15 protein-coding genes are annotated in these 19,437 nt (G+C 40.2%); 10 read left to right on the top strand and 5 right to left on the bottom strand.

The genetic code is table 11. From position 1 onward, the window contains the following. The first annotated feature begins 4 nt into the window (after nt 1-4). Nucleotides 5-775, top strand: coding sequence for a sulfide-dependent adenosine diphosphate thiazole synthase (locus tag C4S38_RS00110; protein ID WP_103982033.1), 771 nt, complete (start codon nt 5-7; stop codon nt 773-775). Between the two features lie 141 nt (nt 776-916). Then, a complete protein-coding gene (locus tag C4S38_RS00105) occupies nt 917-3,145 on the top strand; it encodes an alpha-amylase family protein (protein ID WP_234999254.1) in 2,229 nt (742 codons plus the stop codon). Nucleotides 3,146-3,248: 103 nt separating this feature from the next. On the opposite strand, the gene C4S38_RS00100 is transcribed toward C4S38_RS00105, so the two are convergent. Beyond that, nucleotides 3,249-4,211, bottom strand: coding sequence for a hypothetical protein (locus C4S38_RS00100; RefSeq protein WP_103982032.1), 963 nt, complete (start codon nt 4,209-4,211; stop codon nt 3,249-3,251). 335 nt (nt 4,212-4,546) lie between these two features. Here C4S38_RS00100 and C4S38_RS00095 point away from each other — a divergent pair, with 335 nt between their 5' ends. The 8 genes from C4S38_RS00095 to C4S38_RS00060 all read left to right on the top strand — a co-directional run bounded on the left by C4S38_RS00095 (nt 4,547) and on the right by C4S38_RS00060 (nt 13,350). After that, nucleotides 4,547-4,939, top strand: coding sequence for a DUF6769 family protein (locus tag C4S38_RS00095; protein ID WP_103982031.1), 393 nt, complete (start codon nt 4,547-4,549; stop codon nt 4,937-4,939). Between the two features lie 111 nt (nt 4,940-5,050). After that, on the top strand, nt 5,051-6,229 hold the full coding sequence (locus C4S38_RS00090) for an efflux RND transporter periplasmic adaptor subunit (protein WP_103982030.1): 1,179 nt from the start codon (nt 5,051-5,053) through the stop codon (nt 6,227-6,229). Between the two features lie 11 nt (nt 6,230-6,240). Further along, nucleotides 6,241-9,348: an efflux RND transporter permease subunit gene (locus C4S38_RS00085; RefSeq protein ID WP_103982029.1), complete on the top strand. Its 3,108-nt coding sequence runs from the start codon at nt 6,241-6,243 to the stop codon at nt 9,346-9,348. Nucleotides 9,349-9,351: 3 nt separating this feature from the next. Then, nucleotides 9,352-10,533, top strand: a complete 1,182-nt coding sequence (locus tag C4S38_RS00080) for a TolC family protein (protein WP_103982028.1) — start codon at nt 9,352-9,354, stop codon at nt 10,531-10,533. A gap of 61 nt (nt 10,534-10,594) precedes the next feature. Then, a complete protein-coding gene (locus tag C4S38_RS00075; protein ID WP_103982027.1) occupies nt 10,595-11,140 on the top strand; it encodes an RNA polymerase sigma factor in 546 nt (181 codons plus the stop codon). A gap of 2 nt (nt 11,141-11,142) precedes the next feature. Beyond that, the gene (locus tag C4S38_RS00070) at nt 11,143-11,463 is read left to right on the top strand and encodes a hypothetical protein (protein ID WP_103982026.1); all 321 of its coding nucleotides are present in this window, start codon (nt 11,143-11,145) and stop codon (nt 11,461-11,463) included. A gap of 6 nt (nt 11,464-11,469) precedes the next feature. Then, nucleotides 11,470-12,408, top strand: a complete 939-nt coding sequence (locus C4S38_RS00065; RefSeq protein ID WP_103982025.1) for an outer membrane beta-barrel protein — start codon at nt 11,470-11,472, stop codon at nt 12,406-12,408. A gap of 27 nt (nt 12,409-12,435) precedes the next feature. Beyond that, the gene (locus C4S38_RS00060) at nt 12,436-13,350 is read left to right on the top strand and encodes a hypothetical protein (protein ID WP_103982024.1); all 915 of its coding nucleotides are present in this window, start codon (nt 12,436-12,438) and stop codon (nt 13,348-13,350) included. Between the two features lie 238 nt (nt 13,351-13,588). On the opposite strand, the gene C4S38_RS00055 is transcribed toward C4S38_RS00060, so the two are convergent. The 4 genes from C4S38_RS00055 to C4S38_RS00040 all read right to left on the bottom strand — a co-directional run bounded on the left by C4S38_RS00055 (nt 13,589) and on the right by C4S38_RS00040 (nt 19,302). Continuing rightward, nucleotides 13,589-14,500 carry a DUF368 domain-containing protein gene (locus tag C4S38_RS00055; RefSeq protein WP_103982023.1) on the bottom strand — a complete coding sequence of 304 codons (912 nt, stop codon included), beginning with the start codon at nt 14,498-14,500 and terminating at the stop codon, nt 13,589-13,591. Between the two features lie 14 nt (nt 14,501-14,514). Next, nucleotides 14,515-15,963, bottom strand: a complete 1,449-nt coding sequence (locus tag C4S38_RS00050; RefSeq protein ID WP_103982022.1) for a CDC27 family protein — start codon at nt 15,961-15,963, stop codon at nt 14,515-14,517. Nucleotides 15,964-16,045: 82 nt separating this feature from the next. Further along, entirely contained in the window at nt 16,046-17,788 is a 1,743-nt protein-coding gene (locus tag C4S38_RS00045; RefSeq protein ID WP_103982021.1) for a glutamine--tRNA ligase/YqeY domain fusion protein, read from the bottom strand. Nucleotides 17,789-18,048: 260 nt separating this feature from the next. Next, nucleotides 18,049-19,302 carry an Nramp family divalent metal transporter gene (locus C4S38_RS00040; protein WP_103982020.1) on the bottom strand — a complete coding sequence of 418 codons (1,254 nt, stop codon included), beginning with the start codon at nt 19,300-19,302 and terminating at the stop codon, nt 18,049-18,051. Nucleotides 19,303-19,437: the final 135 nt, after the last annotated feature.

Here is a 19,437-nt window from a genome sequence, read left to right as displayed (position 1 = left end):
GGTAATGGAACAGATTGTTTCAACAGGAATTATTGATTCCTATTTTGCAAAGTTAAAGAGTAATTTATCAGTAGACGTAGCTATCGTAGGTGGAGGCCCATCCGGTATTGTTGCTGCTTATTATTTGGCAAAAGCCGGAAAGAAGGTAGCGCTTTTTGACCGTAAATTAGCTCCCGGAGGAGGTATGTGGGGTGGTGCTATGATGTTTAACGATATTGTAGTACAGGAAGAAGCTATGCCTATTGTTAAAGAATTGGGCGTGTCTTATCATGCTGCGGGTAATGGTACTTATATTATGGATTCTGTTCATACCACTTCTGCACTGATTTATCAGGCTACTAAAGCAGGGGCCACAATTTTTAATTGTTATTCGGTAGAAGACGTCGTATTCCATAACGATGCCGTAGCAGGCGTGGTGGTAAACTGGGCTCCGGTTATCCGTGAAGGAATGCATGTCGATCCATTGACTATTATGGCAAAAGCTGTTTTGGAAGGTACGGGACACGATTGTGAAGTTGCCCGCACAGTTGCCCGTAAGAATGATATTAAATTGAATACACCTACCGGAGGCGTGATAGGAGAACGTTCTTTGAATGTGGAATTAGGCGAGTCTACTACTGTAGAAAACACGAAAGAGATTTATCCCGGATTGTTTGTCTCAGGTATGGCTGCTAATGGTGTAAGTGGCAGTTTCCGTATGGGGCCTATTTTCGGGGGTATGTTGATGAGTGGTAAAAAAGCCGCCGAACTGATTTGCGACAAGCTGGGTAAATAACCGGAGGTAATTTTATTTAATGATATATTGGCTTTAGCTGCATTTATATAATGTTTGGCTAAAGCCAATTTTATATTTATATTTGTCTCGTCCGGTTAAAAAACCGGCGTCCAGATTAGGAATATGTTTAAAACCACTATTATGAAGAGTCGACTAATGAATCTTTTTCCGGCTATTTTATGCCTTCTTTTTTATTCGGTTACCACAAATGCGATAACCGGTAAGTCTTCGGATATTGTTATTGAAAACAGTCAGATGCGTCTGGTCATCAGTTCGGATGGCAAGGCACGTAGTTTGATACATAAATCCAGCGGCCAGGAATGTCTGGATACTCAGTCGGAACTCCCGGTTTGTGCTATAACTCAATATAGGCCTTATGATAATGAGAACTTTCTTATGTTTCCGGCCAAGCCCCGCACTTTTCCTTCAAACAAAGTAGAACGGATTGGGGATACCTTGCGGGTTGAATTTGAAGATACATATGATATTGCTTATATACCGATGCATATTACGGATGACTATATCCATTTTACTCTCGACAAGATTGATTACCGTATTGAAGATTTTGGAGTAAAACGCAAAACAGAGATCGATGAATTTACTCTTATGCAATTGCCTGTCCGTAAACGTGAAAATTTCGGTGAATGGCTAAATGTTGTATGGGATGGAGGTGTGGCAGTGAACCTTCTTGCAACTTCTCCGTGTACCCGTATTGATGCTTTTCAGCAAAAAAATGCAATTAACTTATATGCAGGCCTTGACTATCAGGTGAAATTGTTTGGAGCCGGTGCTGCATTGATAACCACGTCAAAAGACCGGTTGTTGCCATGTATTGACCGGTTGGAGCGCGATTACAATATGCCGTTGGGTGTTGAAAGCCGGCTTCGCCAGGAATATCCTTATTCTTATTATGAATTGCGAAATGTGACGACTGAAAATATAGATGAACATATCTCTTTCGCGAAAAAAGGCGGTTTTAAAACCATTGTTATTTATTATGTAGACTTTGCGAAATCTTGCGGCCACTATCCCTGGCGCAAGGAATATCCGAACGGAATGAAAGACCTGAAAGAAATAACAGACAAGATATATAAAGCCGGAATGATCCCGGGTTTGCATTTGCATTACTCAAAGGTTGGACGGGATGATCCTTATTTAATGGGGGATAATCCGGATACGCGCTTTAACCATGTGCGTAATTTTACTTTGGCGCGTCCGGTCGATTCTACTTCTACAGTTCTTTATATAGAGGAAAATCCGGAAGGAATACAAATGGAAAAGAACCGTACATTGCTTCAGATAGGAAAGGAGTTGATATTGTATACAGGCTTTACTACCACTCCTCCATATCAGTTAACCGGTTGTACGCGCGGTGTAGGCGGCTCTGTTCCCCGTGTTTATGATAAAGGCGAAAGATTCGGGCTGTTGGATGTAGACGACTGGCCTTTATTTGTCCGTGTAGATCAGAACACCGGCTTACAAAAAGAAATAGCTGAAAGGTTAGGGCAGATATATGAAGGTGCCGGTTTCCGCTTTGTCTATTTTGATGGCGCCGAAGATGTTCCTATGCCTTATTGGTATAATGTATCCCGCTCCCAATTGGCTGTTTATAATGAATTAAGTCCAAAACCATTATATGCCGAAGGCGCTTTGAAGTCGCATTACGGATGGCATATTTTGAGCCGTGGAAATGCTTTCGATATTTTTCCGCCGGAACGTATTCGTCCTGCAATGAAGAAATATACAACGCGTGCGGCACGTCAGATAGCAAAAGATTTTACATCGGTCAATTTTGGTTGGGTAAATTATCTTGCTCCTTCGGAGAAAACAATCGGCATGCAGCCTGATATGTATGAATATATATGTAGCCATGCGGTTGCATGGAATAGTCCTATTTCGTTGGTAGGTAACCTGAATGATCTGCGGAAACATCCTCGTACGGATGATAACCTCCAAGTTATTCGCTGGTGGGAGGAGGCCAAGTTGAAGGGAGTTTTTACCGAAGCGCAGAAAGAAATGCTGAAAAATCTTGATCAGGAATATATCTTATTAAAAGATAAGGGCGGGCGGTATGACTTATATCCTTATAAACAAATAACTACAGATGCGGAGCTTCCTATCCGGGCATTTGTTTTTGAGAAACATGGTAAAACATGTATTGTGTATTGGCATATGTCGGGAAGTGGAGAAGTGGTGTTGGATATAGACAAACGTAAAATCCGCTTGTCGGATGTTGTAGGTAAACGAATCCCGATACGTGAAAAAGATGGTAAGGTTGTTATACCTGCTGCCGGACGTTTATTCCTGGATATTGACTTGCCTGTAGAAGAAGCTATTTCTTTATTCAGAAAGTCACTGGGATTGCTTTGATTAAAGCTTCACTTTTGTTTATTATAAATCGCCCCGATCATTTTATAAAATCATCCCGATCATTCGCAAAAAAGATCGGGATGATTTAAATAGCTGTTCGTTTTTATAAAGAATTGGCGATTTTTCTCTGTTCTTTGAAAAAAAGGATACGTTGCATTTCTCCGCTTTCCGAAATCAAAGTGGAAAACTTTTTTAAAGATTGCAGCCACTCTTTCTGTAAATCGCAGAAATCTTTGTCCATTGAGGTAATAGAGTTGATTGCATATACACGAATGAGGCTCAATTGGATGTTATTAGCTTCGAAATAGCTGTAAGTTGCTTCAAAACTTATGTTGGATATATATATATGTACATCTTTTCCCGTATTGAATTTACCTTTAGTTGCAACTTCTTCCAGTTTATCCAGTAAATCCAATAATTCTTGTTTCAGGCATGAAAGCTCTTCTTCTGAAATGAGGTGTATGCTTACAAAATATTTTATATTGTTCACAAGCGAAAAAAACATCATGTTATCCCATATATAATTTGTAGTATGAATCCGTTGTGTTTCATAGATAAAATCATTCTGGACATTAATCAACTCATCGGACAATTTCAATTCCGAAATTTTTTTGATACAATTTACTTTTTCGTGCTGATACATCCACATGAAAAGCCGGAAGCGTGATAAATTGTCATATTTCAGATAAAAAGTCTGAGGTATGATATTGGATGCCGTACTTAGTTCTGCTGCGGGATTATCTCTGAAAGCCTTGAATATTTTTACATAATGGTCGATAATTGTGTAATAGCTTTTTATCGGGTTTGCATGGTGTATCATATTCAGATTGAACATAGCGTTGTTTTGTACGCTACTACTGGCTATGTGGTCTAAAGATACACCCAGTTTTCGTGAAATAATGATTGCTTCATTGAATGTGAAAGGTACTTCTCCACGCATACGCCGGTAGACAGCTTCTTTCCCGATGTACAGAATATCCATTAAAGTGTTGGCTAAATTTATTCCATCGGGTATTTTTTCTTTCATTGCTTCAATTAACCCGTTGTTTAATACGTCGATTGTCATTTGTAAGACTCCTATGTTAATTTGTTGACTATTATATTTGTAATAAACAAAACTACAATCCGTTTGTTTCGAAAAACGCAAACTTTATCTTTTTTACCGGATAAAGTTTCGTTTTACAAGCCAACCTGTTTGGATACTTGTCAAACTAGAAACTTATTTCTTCTGTGATACATTTTATTAGCTACAAATACCTGAATGAGCGGACATAACTTTGTAATGTTGAATAAGAATGTATAATTTAATATGAAAGAGAAGGTGGGCGATTTATAATGAGGAATTTACGAATATAGTTGTATCTCTTTCAAATAAAAAAAATACTTTATATCTTTGTTGCGATGTTGAAAAAGACAAAGAAATATATTATTCGATATGTGATGCTTCTGGCAGGTATCGTGCTGTTGATGTCAGTAATAGTTCCGCATCATCATCATGAAGACGGATTTCCTTGCTATAAATCGTTAGCAGAATCGCATCATGCCAATACGACACACGGATGTTGTTGTGACGGACACAACCTTGCCTTTTTCTCATCATTACAATTGCACGTAACAGATATGGATGCCAATATGCATCTTTTCCCCCTGTTAGTGTTGTTTGATTATGTAAATCCTCCCGAACCGCTTTTATGCGATTGCCCTTTTCATAAAGAAGGTGCCGTCTATATAGAATCGCTGCACGATACGTGGATCGTATCGGCGTCCGGACTGCGTGCCCCTCCTGTGTGCTAAAATAAACTTTTTCGGATGAAATTTAAATTTCTTTCGAAAGAAATTTTGTTTTCTCCCGGAAGGATTGTTTTTTCCTTCCATAATAATAAGCACAAAAAATAAATCACATTTATGAAAAAGATATCAATCTTATGGGTGCTTTGCGCCTACATTTTTGCCGGATGTGCAGGAAATGCTTCACAATCCGGACATGAGGGACATGATCATTCACATGAACAAGAAGCCCATGACCATGAACACGAAGAAGCAACCAGTGAACATATTCCCGGTGAGGTGATCTTTAATCAGGCATTGGCGGAAGCTGTTGGTTTGGAAACAATAGATTTGCAGCTTGCCCCGTTTACCAATGTTGTTAAGACAAGCGGACGCGTAATGGCGGCTCAGGGAGACGAATCGGTTGTGGTTGCTACTGTGCCCGGTGTCGTTACGTTGGGCAGTCTTCCTTTTGTGGACGGAACATCTGTACGTAAAGGCCAGGCTATCCTGAGCCTTGCTTCCAGTGGCATTTCTGATGGTAATATAGCTGCCAAAGCTAAGTATGCTTACGAGACGGCGAAGAAAGAATATGAGCGTATGGAGCAATTGGTTGGCGATAAGATTGTTTCGGCCAAAGATTTTGAACAGGCCCGTTTGAATTATGAGAACGCAAAGGTGGCCTATGAAGCTGTGGCCGGCAAACAAACGGCAAACGGAGTATCTGTGGTTTCTCCTATCAATGGTTATCTAAAAAATATACAGGTGAAGGAGGGCGATTATGTTTCCGTAGGTCAGCCTATTGCTACGATTTCACAAAACAACCGTTTGGTGTTGCGTGCCGAAGTTTCGGAAAAGTATTACAACGAGCTGCCGGCTATTACGTCGGCCAATTTCCGTACTCCGTATGATAATGCCACATACAAATTATCCGAACTCCACGGACGTTTGCTTTCCTATGGTAAATCGTCTGATTCAAATTCTTTTTATGTTCCTGTAACATTTGAATTTGATAATAAAGGAGCCGTTATTCCCGGTTCTTTTGTGGAAATTTATCTGCTATCGTCTCCTATGGAAAATGTATTGAGTGTACCAGTGTCTGCATTAATAGAAGAACAGGGAGTTTATTCTGTATATGTTCGTTTGGATGAAGAAGGTTATCTGAAGAAAGCGGTTACCCTTGGGGCAGACAATGGCTCGGAAGTGCAAATCCTTTCCGGTTTGCAACCAGGAGATAAGGTGGTAACCAAAGGTGCATATCAAATTAAGCTGGCTTCGGCTTCCAATGCTATTCCGGCACATTCTCATAGTCATTAAATCCGATAGTCATGCTGAATAAAATTATATATTACTCGCTGCATAATCGGCTGGTTGTTTTGGTTTGTGCCGTGTTACTGATGGTTGCCGGAACCTACACTGCGTTTAATACGGATGTGGATGTGTTCCCGGATTTGAACGCTCCGACTGTTGTTATTATGACGGAAGCAAACGGAATGGCGCCCGAAGAGGTAGAACGTTTGGTTACATTTCCAGTAGAAACTGCAGTAAACGGGGCAATGGACGTACGTCGCGTACGTTCGTCTTCTACGACAGGATTTTCTATTGTATGGGTGGAATTTGATTGGGGGACAGACATATACCGTGCCCGTCAGATTGTATCTGAAAAGCTTGCTGTTGTAGGTGAAAGTCTTCCTGAGAATGTGGGTAAACCTACACTAGGTCCGCAATCTTCAATTTTGGGAGAGATGATGATTATAGGACTCACTGTAGACAGTACGAAGAAAGAAGTTGTGCCTACTACCGAGATGGGTTTGCGTACAATTGCCGACTGGACGATCCGTCCTCGTTTGCTATCTACAGGAGGTGTTGCTCAGGTTGCTGTTATAGGCGGTGATATTAAAGAATACCAAATCTTATTGAATCCCGATAAAATGAAGTTTTACGGCGTTGGTCTGGATGAAGTACTGACTGTTTGCCGCAATATGAACCGGAATGCTAATGGCGGCGTGTTGTATGAGTTTGATAATGAATATATCATCCGTGGTGTTCTTTCTACTGCTAAAGCAGATGAAATTGCCAAAGGTGTGGTTAAGACAGTGGATAGTTATCCGGTTACTTTACAGGATATTGCTACTGTTAAAGTAGGTGGTAAGAGCCCGAAGTTAGGTTTGGCTTCGGAACGTACAAAGCCAGCTGTGCTGGTCACTGTTACCAAGCAACCTAATACAAGTACAATAGACCTGACAAATAAATTGGATGGCATCATTGCAGACTTACAAAAAAGCTTGCCTGCTGACGTGCATATCTCAACGGATATTTTCCGCCAGAGCCATTTCATCGACAATTCTATCAATAATGTGAAGAATAGCTTGTTTGAGGGAAGTTTCTTTGTTATCATCGTGTTGTTTATCTTTTTGATGAATGTACGTACAACAGTTATTTCACTGGTAGCACTTCCGCTTTCATTATTGGTTACTATTATGGTACTCCATTACTTAGGGCTGACGATTAATACCATGAGTTTGGGTGGTATGGCAATTGCTATCGGTTCTTTGGTGGATGACGCGATTGTGGATGTAGAGAACGTATATAAACGGATACGTGAGAATCGTTTATTACCTGAAGGAGAGAGACGTTCTATCCTGGAGGTTGTTTTTGACGCATCTCGTGAGGTACGTATGCCGATATTGAACTCCACGCTGATTATTGTAGTCAGCTTTGTGCCTTTGTTCTTTTTGCATGGAATGGAAGGCCGCATGTTGATTCCTCTGGGCATTGCTTTTATTGTATCGCTGTTTGCCAGTACAGTAGTTGCACTGACGTTAACTCCGGTTTTGTGTAGTTATCTGCTGAATAGTTCTAAAGGAAATAGTGCTGCAGCTTTGAAAGAATCCTGGGTGGCGCTAAAACTGAAAGTTGTTTACGGCCGTGCATTGAAAGGTGCATTAACTCATTGGAAAATAGTAGTAGGATCTACGTTGGCGCTTTTTGTGGTGGCACTGATTGTGTTCTTTGGTTTGGGGCGTAGCTTCTTGCCTCCGTTTAATGAAGGTTCGTTTACCATTAATGTGAGCACGTTGCCAGGTGTTTCTTTGGATGAATCGGACCGTATGGGACGGCGTGCGGAGGAATTATTGATGCAGGTTCCTGAGATACAGACTGTAGCACGCAAAACCGGTCGTGCCGAGCTGGATGAACATGCTTTAGGTGTGAACGTTTCCGAAATAGAGGCGCCTTTTGTATTGAAAGACCGTAGCCGTGATGAGGTAATGAACGATGTTCGTAAGAAACTTTCCACTATTAGCGGAGCTAATGTAGAGATAGGGCAACCTATTTCACACCGTATTGATGCGATGCTTTCGGGGACGGAAGCTAATATTGCAATCAAGCTGTTTGGTACGGATCTGAACCAGATGTTTGCAATCGGTACTCAGATTAAAAATGCCGTTCAAGGTATAAACGGGCTTGTGGACTTGAAAGTGGAACAACAAATAGAACGTCCGCAGTTAACTATCACTCCAAAACGTGAGTTGTTAGCCAAGTTTGGTATTCCTCTTCCCGAGTTTGAAGAGTATGTTAATGTGATGCTGGGTGGAGAAGTTGTCAGCCAGGTTTATGATGACGGTAAGACATTTGATTTGACCGTGAAGACTTCAGATGCCAGTCGCGCAACAATGGAAGACATCAGGAACTTGATGATTGATGCGGATGGTAAAAAAGTGCCGTTGAGTTATGTCGCTGATATTCGTTCGGTAACCGGGCCTAATACAATTAACCGCGAGAATGTGCAGCGTAAGATTGTAATTAGTGCTAACGTTTCCGGTCGCGATTTGCGCGGTGTGGTAAATGATATACAGCAAAAAGTTGAGCAGAGCATCAAGTTACCGGAAGGTTACCATATTGAATATGGCGGACAGTTTGAAAGTGAAGAAGCGGCTAGCCGTACATTGTTATTTACATCGTTTATATCACTCTTGGTTATCTTTCTGCTATTGTATAATGAATTTAAGGATGCAAAAGAAAGTGGTGTTATTTTGTTGAATTTGCCTTTGGCTTTGATAGGTGGGGTTTTCATCCTGTGGTTTACTTCAGGTGAAATCAGTATTCCGGCTATTATCGGTTTCATTTCGCTGTTTGGTATTGCAACACGGAACGGAATGTTATTGATAAGTCATTATACGCAGTTACGTTCCGAAGGCTATGCCTTGAAAGATGCTGTTATACAAGGATCGTTGGACCGTTTGAACCCGATCCTGATGACTGCGTTAAGTTCGGCGCTGGCTTTGATCCCATTGGCGTTGAATGGCGATTTACCGGGTAATGAAATCCAAAGTCCGATGGCCAGGGTGATTCTGGGAGGTTTGTTGACTTCTACTTTCCTGAACGGATTTATTATACCGATTGTTTATTTATTGATGAATAAGAATAAGGAGTAAATTATGAAACGATATATTATTATAGCTTCATTGGCTTTTGTGGCTTTTTCAGGTTCGGCGCAGACTTCTATAGATCATGTTCTCCGCAGTATTGAAGAGAATAATAAAGATTTGAAAGCAAACAGCCAACTTACGACAGCAATGAAGCTGGAAGCGAAATTGGATAATAACCTGCCTGACCCTTCGGTATCATATGTACATCAATACGGTAATAGGGAAGGTATGGGAATCCAAGGAGAGTTGGTTGCATCACAGTCTTTCGATTTTCCTTTGGTTTATGCCCAGAGGAATAAGCTGGCGAAAACGAAATCGGTTGGAATGGATAGACAACATGCCGGGTTTCGCCAACAAATCTTATTGCAGGCAAAAACGGTTTGCCTGGATTTGATTTTGCTTAACCAACAAAAAAAATTATTGGAAACGCGTTTGCAGAATGCCAAACAGTTATCCGAGTTGTATCAGACGCGTCTTACAACAGGTGATGCCAATATTCTGGAGACGAATAAGATTGATCTGGAACTCTTGAATGCGCAAAATGAAGCTCGTCTGAATGAATCTGCGCGTATAGCAAAGCTGCAGGAATTGACAACATTAAATGGTGGCGTTCCCATTTCTTTTACTGATACGGAATATGCTTCGGTTTCAGACATTCTTTCTTTTGAAGATTTGAAGCTGGAAGCGATGGAGGCTGATCCGCAACTGCTTTCTTTGCAGAGTGCACAGGCAACGGCCTTACGGCAGATTAGCGTAAATAAAGCAAAAGGCTTGCCGGGTTTTGAGTTGGGTTATCGTTTGAATATGGCTACCGGCGGAGAACGCTTTAATGGCTTTTTGGTAGGAGTATCCATTCCGTTGTTTTCTAATCGGAACAATGTGAAGCAGGCAAAAGCGCAGAGCTTGTATGCCGACTTGCAATTGGAGAGTACTACTTCTTCGGTGGAGAGCGAATTGTATCAATTATATAACCAATCGGTTGCGTTGAAGACTTCAATGGATGAATACGATCAGGTGCTCAAAAGTCAGAATAACTTGGCATTGCTGAATAAGGCCATTCAATCCGGACAGATTTCCATGATTGAGTATTTTGTGGATGTAACCACTTATTACCAGAGTATGCAAAACTATATGCAGTTGCAGAACGAATACCAAAAAGTAATGGCTCAGTTGTATAAATATAAATTATAAAATATTTTTCCACCCTGCATGCAGTATTTCAGGAATCATTACATTTACTATATAAAGAGAGATGAGTGAGTCTGAAGTGACGGACAGATGCAGGGTGGGAGATAATCAGGCCCGCAAAGAGCTATATGAGCTTTATGCGGAAAAGATGTTGTGCCTTTGTTACCGATATGCCGGCGACATTGATGTGGCGCACGATCTCCTCCATGATGGCTTTCTTAAAGTCTTTTCTTCCATTTCTTCTTTTACATATAAAGGCGAGGGCAGTTTACGTGCCTGGCTAAGTAGGGTGTTTGCAAATACGGCTTTGGAATATTTGCGCAGAAAGGATTTATTGCGCCAGGGTATATCTTTGGATGAAGTGTATGACTTGCCAAATGAACCGGAACCTGATGCATGCAATCTTTCAATGGATATTCTTATGCGCTTTGTTACGGATTTGCCTTATGGTTACCGTACAGTATTTAACCTGTTTGTTTTTGAGCATTGGTCGCATAAAGAGATTGCGGCACAATTGCATATAAATGAGAAGTCGTCTGCTTCACAATTAAACAGGGCACGTAAAATATTGGCTACCCGGATTCGGGAAGAACTAAAGAGAATAGAGTAACGATGGATAAGGAACACGACATATTGCATATATACCGTGAACGGCAAGATGAATTTCATCTTCCGTTACGGGATGGCGGATGGAATAGGCTGGAGAAAGAGCTAGTTCCTCAACCTGTTGTAGTTCGTCGTCTGAACTATCGCCGGTGGGCGGTAGCTGCAGCGATATTAGTTTGTGTTCTTCTTTCTATACCTATGTTTTTACCAAAAGAAGCTGCGGTACTTGTCTCAGATAGTCAACCAGTGAAGGTTGTAGAGCAGAAGAACGGTCCGGTTATGGAAAAACCTTCAGCTTTACCGCAGCATTCTAATGATCCTGTTTGAAAACATTTGATACGTCAGATAACGTCTGTATCTGTAGTTTCCGAGTCTCCTGCAATTGCAGAAGCAGAGCATGTTCTCTCTAAACCTGAATTGGAAAAAGAAAGTGAGGCTGTTTCTAAAGAAGTACCTGTAAAGACTCAGAAGTCAAAGAGTTCTGATGTTGGACCTGAACCGGAACACAAAAAAGCATTATCAAAAGAAGTTGTAGACCAAAATAAAAAGAACCGGAAAAAGAAATCCGAAGGATGGTCATTTGGTGTGGGTGGTGGTAGCGGCAAGACGGTCAGCGGAATGAATATGTTTAGTAATGATGATATGTGTAATTCTCCGGGCGATATGCAACCTCCTTTTGAGAATCCTGATGATCCTGACGAAAAACCTGATAATCCTGAAGTTGAGTCGTCAGCAACTCTATTGTCAACCAGAGCTGAACAAAGACTGCCTCAAATGAGAAACGCATCTTATGAATATGTGCACCGTATGCCTTTGTCTGTAGGTTTTTCTGTGAAAAAAAACATTACAGGTCGTTTCGGATTAGAGAGCGGATTGACCTATACTTTCCTTTATTCCGATATTAAGCAGTCCGGTACGAAAGGATATATAGGAGACCAACGTATCCATTATCTTGGTATTCCGCTGAAGGCGAACGGGACGGTTTACCGGAAAGGTATTTTCTCTATGTATCTCTCAGGTGGCTTCCTGGCCGAATATTGTGTGTCGGCTAAACGCCGCATTATCCATGAAATAACAAAACCGGAGATGAATAGATGGCAATTCTCTGTCAATGCAGCGATTGGAGCAGAAGTTAAACTGATTCATCCTTTATCCTTATACCTGGAACCTGGAGTTGGCTACTATTTTGATACAGGCGATGATATGCCGACTATCCGGAACGAACGTCCCTGGATGTTCGGCTTGCAATTGGGGTTACGACTTTCTTATTAAACAGTATTAATCTTAAATAATAGAAATATGAAAAAAGTGATGCTTTTAGCAGCAACAGCCATTTTTATGTCCGCTTGTAACAATGAAGATACCTGGTCGCCTCTTCCACCGCCAATACCTCCCAAACCGGTACCGGAGATGGTAAGTGTTGATCTGAATGTCCGGTTGGCAGAGAATACAGAGGCCGACCCGGCTGTACAGTTTGTCTCCAAATGGAATGAAGGACACCGTATTCTGGGATATTCCATGAAAACGAAGGAGGCTTTTGATGCTTCTTCCAAATCGGCTGCAGCAGAGACAAGAACTTCGGTTATAGACCCACGAAGGTTATTCTATCTGACAGATGGAATAGGAACGGACCTTGGTGTTGTTAAAGGCCTGGTGGCAAAAGGAGATGATTCTCTGGTTATTTTCCGAACGTCAATGGACATGTTACGGTTCAACTATGTGAAGCGGCAGTATAGGACAGACTCTGTTCCCGAAGTATTCCGTTATGACGATCTGATGGTAGGAACAGCTAAAATAGATACTGTAAACGGGACGGTGATAACGATGAAACATGCCACTTCCATTCTGGATATCAAACTGGTTAATAAGACAGGTTTGGATTTGCAGATTCGCAAAGTAACGGTTCGTCCTGCTGATGTGAATTGTTGGCCGTTCCATACATCTATGGATGAATGTATTTATATTTATTATGGCAGTATTGACGCAGGAAGTGCCAATACGCTGGTGGCCGAATATTCGAAAGGATATGTGGCAAAAGAGGCGACTTTTACAGTACGCCATTCATTGTTCCTTATTAACGATTCTATTTTGGATGGTAAGGCTTTAATCTATTCTGTCATGACGGATTCTGGAATGTATAGTTATACGAAAGTCGGAAAGAAATATGAAGGAGGAATGCGCCATGTGGAAGAAATAGTAATGGAAGGGCAATAGCCTGTAAATAGATGTGCTATTCAATAAATGTCCGGAATTGTAAAATATTTTTACGCCAGTGTCCAATAATAAGACAATAAAAAAAGTGAATATATATTTACTTTGTTGTATGATAGTGTGTTATATGTTTTGGCATACTATTTGCTATAAACAATGAAGTTTAAAACATAATTGATGGTTTCTCTAAAGAGAAACAGTCCTCTCTCTGGTACGTGAGTATAAGAGAGAGGTTTTTATATTATGCTTTTGTTCCTTTCATTGATAATTTTTCGAGAAAATAAACCAATGCAAATCCAAGTATCATCAAACCTATAGCTTCCCATACTAATTGATTGGGCATAATATTAGCTTCTATCAATGGTTTGATTTCACCGTGGCTGTCGGTATAAGTTTCTATTATTTCTTTCCATGGCCATACTTTATTAAGCGAACCTAGCATAAATCCTGCTAATACGGAAATTGTAATATCGTGGAATTTACGTAGAGCAAAAGACAATACTCTTGAAAAAGAAGTGATACCTATGATTGCTCCACAGATGAATGTAAGCATTATCGGAATATTGAATGTCTTTACAGCTTCCATTATATAGAAATATTTTCCCATCAATACAAGAATAAAACTGCCGGAAATACCTGGTAATATCATGGCACAGATGGCTATTGCTCCACTAAGGAAGATGAAAGGCAGGCTGTTGGATGTTTCAGCAGGTGTCGCAACAGTTATATAATAAGCAATAATAGCTCCGATGATGAAACTCAGGATGGTTTTCCAATTCCACTGTTTGATATCTTTAGCAACAAACCAGGTTGAGGCTAACACCAAGCCAAAGAAGAATGCCCAAACTAAAATAGGATGGTAAATCAATAAATAGGTGATAAGCTTGGCTAATGAGAATATACTGATGCCGATACCTGCAACAATAGACAACAGGAAGTTTGCATTGATCGCTTTCCAGAAAGCGGCAATTTTTCCTGTAAATAATAATTTTAAAGAAGTTCCATTGATACTTTTGATAGAATTGATCAGTTCCTCGTAAATACCAACAATAAAGGCTATTGTACCTCCTGAGACACCGGGTACTACATCTGCTGCGCCCATTCCCATGCCTTTAAGAACCAAGAGACCGTAGTCTTTTAGATTTCTGTCCATTTTTAATTAATTTGTTAGTTACTGTTGTCTTTGTTTTTTAAAAATTCTTTTGCAAGGTCTTCCGGCGGAATGTGGCGGCTGATAAACGGATTGTTCAAATCTATTTTATCAAGGTTTATACCTGATTTTTTCAGGAAATTCATCATTTCCACAGGAGATGTTTGTTCATAATATTCCTGAAATCTCTTGATATCTCCCAATGATAAATAAGCCATAGCCATGTGGATATTCATATGAGGTATATCCGGGTTCCGTTGTAAGATCTTTTTGTAATAGAGTAATGCTTTTTCTATATCACCTTTCAGGTATAAATATTGACCTGCCCGTAAAAGGCTGTCACATCCTTCTTTAGTACCTTCTTCTTCTGCAGAGTCAATAGCTTTGAACAAATAGTCGGTTATTTGTAGTGCTTGTTCTTCATGATCATTTTCCAGATAGGTAAGAGCCAAAAGGGACAGTATCCGTACATTATCAGGAAAAAGTTTGATTGTTTTATTCAACATGGATGTAGCTTCTTTCTCCCTTTCGGTTTCCAGACAGCAACGGATAAAGTTTACGTAGACAGAAGGATCCTTTTCTGTATCGGTTTGCTTTAGAATTTCTTTTAATAATTTATAGCCTTCATCAAACCTTTCCAATTTAACATAGCACTCAGCCATAAGAGGTTTTACCCTGTAAAAAGATTCGCTGTCTATTACTTCCTTGTATGCTTCCAGTGCTTTTTCGTAATTCTCGTTCATATAGAGGCAGTATCCTCTTAATACTTTTAATTCAGGATCCGAATCATCACAGGTAAGAGCAAAGTCAAATGCTTCGATAGCCTTGTCATAATCAGGAATCATGGAATATAAACGTCCCAATGTGAACCAGTAATCATTGGAATATGGATTCTTATCTATTAATTCGTTGCATATATCAATTGCTTCCTGTATTTTTCCTTCGGCTTCCAATAAAAAACATAATTCATTTTTAAGAAGTTGGTTATCTGGAAAGATTGTTAAACCAAGCTCCAGAAGTTCACGGGCTTCTTTCTGGAAATCCAGATCGTTCAATATTGGTATAATGCATTCGAAGATGGCTTCAGAATATTCGCAGTCATTTGAAATAAGATCTTTAGCGAATTTAATAGCTTTCTCCGATTGATCTGTATAGCAATAACATTCGATTCGTAGAATATCCAGGTCTTCATTATTCGTTTCACCAATGTTTTCGATGAGTGCTAAGGCTTCTTCGTAATTATCGTTATATGCATATCGCCTACATTCTCTGATTTTCAGGGTTGTATTGTTTGGATGAAGTTTTAGGCCAAGCTCTAGTATTTCATCATAGTAGGCGTAATCGTCAGACTCTTCAAAGCTTTCAAGCAAATCATCAATCTCGTCGGCATCAAAATAAGGTTCTTTGCCTGAATCACGAGTATCCAGATAACGTTGCAATAAGCGTGAGATATCGTCTTTTTTCATGTCTTAATATTTAGTTAAATGCCAATATGCCAATAAAGTTATTATTGGTACATTGGCATATTGAAGAATTGACTCATCATTTTTATTTAGTTTTGATTTTCGACCATGTATCTTTCAGAGATACAGTGCGGTTGAAGATCAGATTTTGAGGTGTAGAATCTTTATCTACATTAAAATAACCGATACGTTGGAATTGTAGATAATCCAAAGGCTTAGCATTTGCCAGGTATTTCTCTACATAACAATTTGTCAATATTTTTAAAGAGTCCGGATTGATCATTTCCTTCATTGCGTCTAAGACAGAGCAATCCTTTGCTTCTCGTATAGCAATTAGTTCGTCACGCGGATTTTCTACTTTCCACAGACGGTCGTATAAGCGCACTTCGGCAGGTAGGCAATGTGCACAGCTTACCCAGTGTAATGTACCCTTTACCTTACGGTTGCTGTCAGGCATGCCGCTTTTGGTGTTCGGATCATATTCGCAATATACCTCTACGATTTCACCGTTATCATTCTTCTTACAACCTGTGCATTTTACGATGTATGCATTTTTTAAACGAACTTCCTGCCCAGGTGTCATTCGGAAGTAGTTTTTCGGTGCATCTTCCATAAAGTCATCACGTTCCATCCATAGTTCGCGGCTGAATTCAATGTGATGGCTTCCTGCCGACTGATCTTCCGGATTATTGATTGCTTCCATCTCTTCCACTTGTCCTTCCGGATAATTGGTGATGATTAGTTTTACCGGATTGATAACAGCGGATACACGGGTTGAACGTGCATTCAGATCATCGCGAACGGCACTTTCAAGCAGGGCGAAGTCATTCAGGGCATCATATGTAGTGTAACCTATTTTGTCTACAAATTTACGTATCGATTCCGGAGAATAACCACGTCGACGGAATGCGCAGATAGTAGGCATACGCGGGTCATCCCAACCGTTCACTAATCCTTCTTTTACCAGAATCAGCAGATTACGTTTGCTCATTAACGTGTAATTCAGGTTCAGTTTGTTAAACTCTGTCTGATGCGGGCGATTGTCGTCCAAATCTTTACCTTCTTTCAACCAATCAATGAATAAGTCGTATAACGGACGGTGAGGTACAAACTCCAATGTACATAATGAGTGTGTAACCCCTTCAAAATAATCGCTTTGTCCGTGTGCAAAGTCATACATCGGATAAGCTTTCCATTTATCACCCGTACGATGGTGCGGAGTCTTGATGATACGGTAAATAATCGGATCACGAAAATGCATATTGGGGTTTGCCATGTCTATTTTGGCACGCAATACCATTGAACCTTCCTCCAGCTCGCCGCTGTTCATTTTCAAGAATAGTTGCATATTTTCTTCTATCGGGCGGTCACGATACGGACTATTGGTTCCCGGTTGTGTGGGAGTTCCTTTTTGTTGGGCGATCAGTTCGGCACTTTGTTCATCAACATAGGCCTTTCCTTCTTTGATCAATTGTATGGCGAAATCCCACAATTGTTGGAAGTAATCGGAGGCATAATATATTTCGTTCCAATGGAACCCCAGCCATTTGATGTCTTCCATAATGCAGTCAACATATTCCATATCTTCCTTCACAGGATTGGTATCGTCGAAGCGGAGGTTGCACACGCCGTTATGGCGTTCTGCAATACCAAAGTCCAGACAAATAGCTTTGGCATGTCCGATATGAAGATAGCCGTTCGGCTCCGGCGGGAAACGAGTCTGTACGCGTCCTCCGTTTTTACCTTCAGCCAAATCTTTTTCAACCATTGCTTCAATGAAGTTCAAGCTTTTTTTACCTTCTTCTTCGTTTGTACTGATGTCGCTCATATTATTATGTATTTTTCCAATAAGGGAACAAAGGTAATGAATTCTTTGCTGCTTACATAATGATGCCTCCTTTTTCCTATATTTGCTGCTTAATTAATAATAGATATTGGTTACATTATTTTCCTATGCCGGTTATTTCTTTGGCGGATTGGAGATTGTGCAAGAAAATCTCGAATTGCTTATTGTTATTATTATTTTTGTTTCTGTTTCTGTTTCTGTTTTACCTGGTATAATTGAAATACTCCGGAATAAACTGAAAGCTAAAAGAGACTGATAAGCAATGCAATATTCAGTATTGTTACCATTGCGCCCAGCAGTAGTAAAATAACCATAGTGGAACGGCTGTTTGCATAAACTCCCATAACTTTTTTGTTGGAAGTCAGATAGACTTGTGTAAAAACAGTTATCGGTAACTGAACACTCAGGAACATTTGTGATATAATCAATCCTTTAAACGGGTCTCCGATCACAAATATGATAAGTAGAGCAGGAAGGAAGGATAGCAATACACCCAACTTGGAGTGCAGATCGCTATGATTGTATGGTTCTCCATAGAATCCTGCAAAAATAGAGGCTCCGGCAATACCTGAAGTAATGGTCGAAGAGACACCTGCTAATAACAGAGCTGCTGCAAAAATAACGCCAGCATTGCTACCAACTAGCGGTACTAGTAATTGTTGTGCCTGATCCAGTTCGTTTACAGCAACTTTTTGCTTGAAGAAAGTTGCTGCGGCCAGTATAATCATAGCAGAGTTGATAGCCCAGCCAATTACCATAGATAATAAAGTGTCGTAAAATTCATACTTCAACTGTTTTTTGATGACAGTTTCGTCTTCCAAGTTCCATTCACGGCTTTGTATCACTTCCGAGTGCAGAAAAAGATTATGGGGCATTACAACAGCACCTAATACGCTCATGATAATAAGTAACGAATTGTCGGGGAAAGATGGTTTTATCCAGCCTTGAATTGCTTCGCCCCATTGTACATCCACCAAGGCAAGTTCGTAAAGGAATGATAGCCCGATGATGGAAACAAACATGATAATCCATCTTTCAATTTTGCTGTATGTATTGCTTAATAACATGGCTATACATGCAACCGTTACGATTATAGAGCCGATTTTTATTGGAATACTGAACAACATGCGCAAAGCGATTGCGCCCCCCAGTATTTCTGCTAATGATGTAGAAATACTGGCCAGCATAGCTGAACCTAGAATCGGGCGGCTCAGAATACGTGGCAGGTATTTGTTGGTTGCTTCCGAAAGGCAAAGCCCGGTGACAATTCCTAAATGGGCTACGTTATGTTGTATAATGATCAGCATAATGGAAGAAAAGGTTACGACCCAAAGCAATGCGTAACCAAATTCGGAACCTGCTGCCAGATTGGTTGCCCAGTTTCCCGGGTCAATGAAACCAACGGTAACCAGAAGTCCGGGACCAATATATTTTAATAGATCTAATGCGCCTGAGCTGGGATGATGATTTTTCTTTAGTTTGTCAAGTATATTCATGTTTTTCAAATGTAGTTGTTTTTGATTTCTAACACTGCAAAGGTAAAATTTGTTGTTAAATTTTATATAACATAAGGCTATTGAATATCTTTAAGTGTTTATTGATTCTTTTTATCGGCAACAGTTTGCTATTTT

This window comes from Parabacteroides chinchillae, assembly GCF_900108035.1.
In the GTDB taxonomy this organism is placed as follows: Bacteria; Bacteroidota; Bacteroidia; order Bacteroidales; family Tannerellaceae; genus Parabacteroides; species Parabacteroides chinchillae.
Note: the sequence above shows the minus strand (reverse complement) of the source record. Positions and strands in the feature narration are given on the sequence as shown.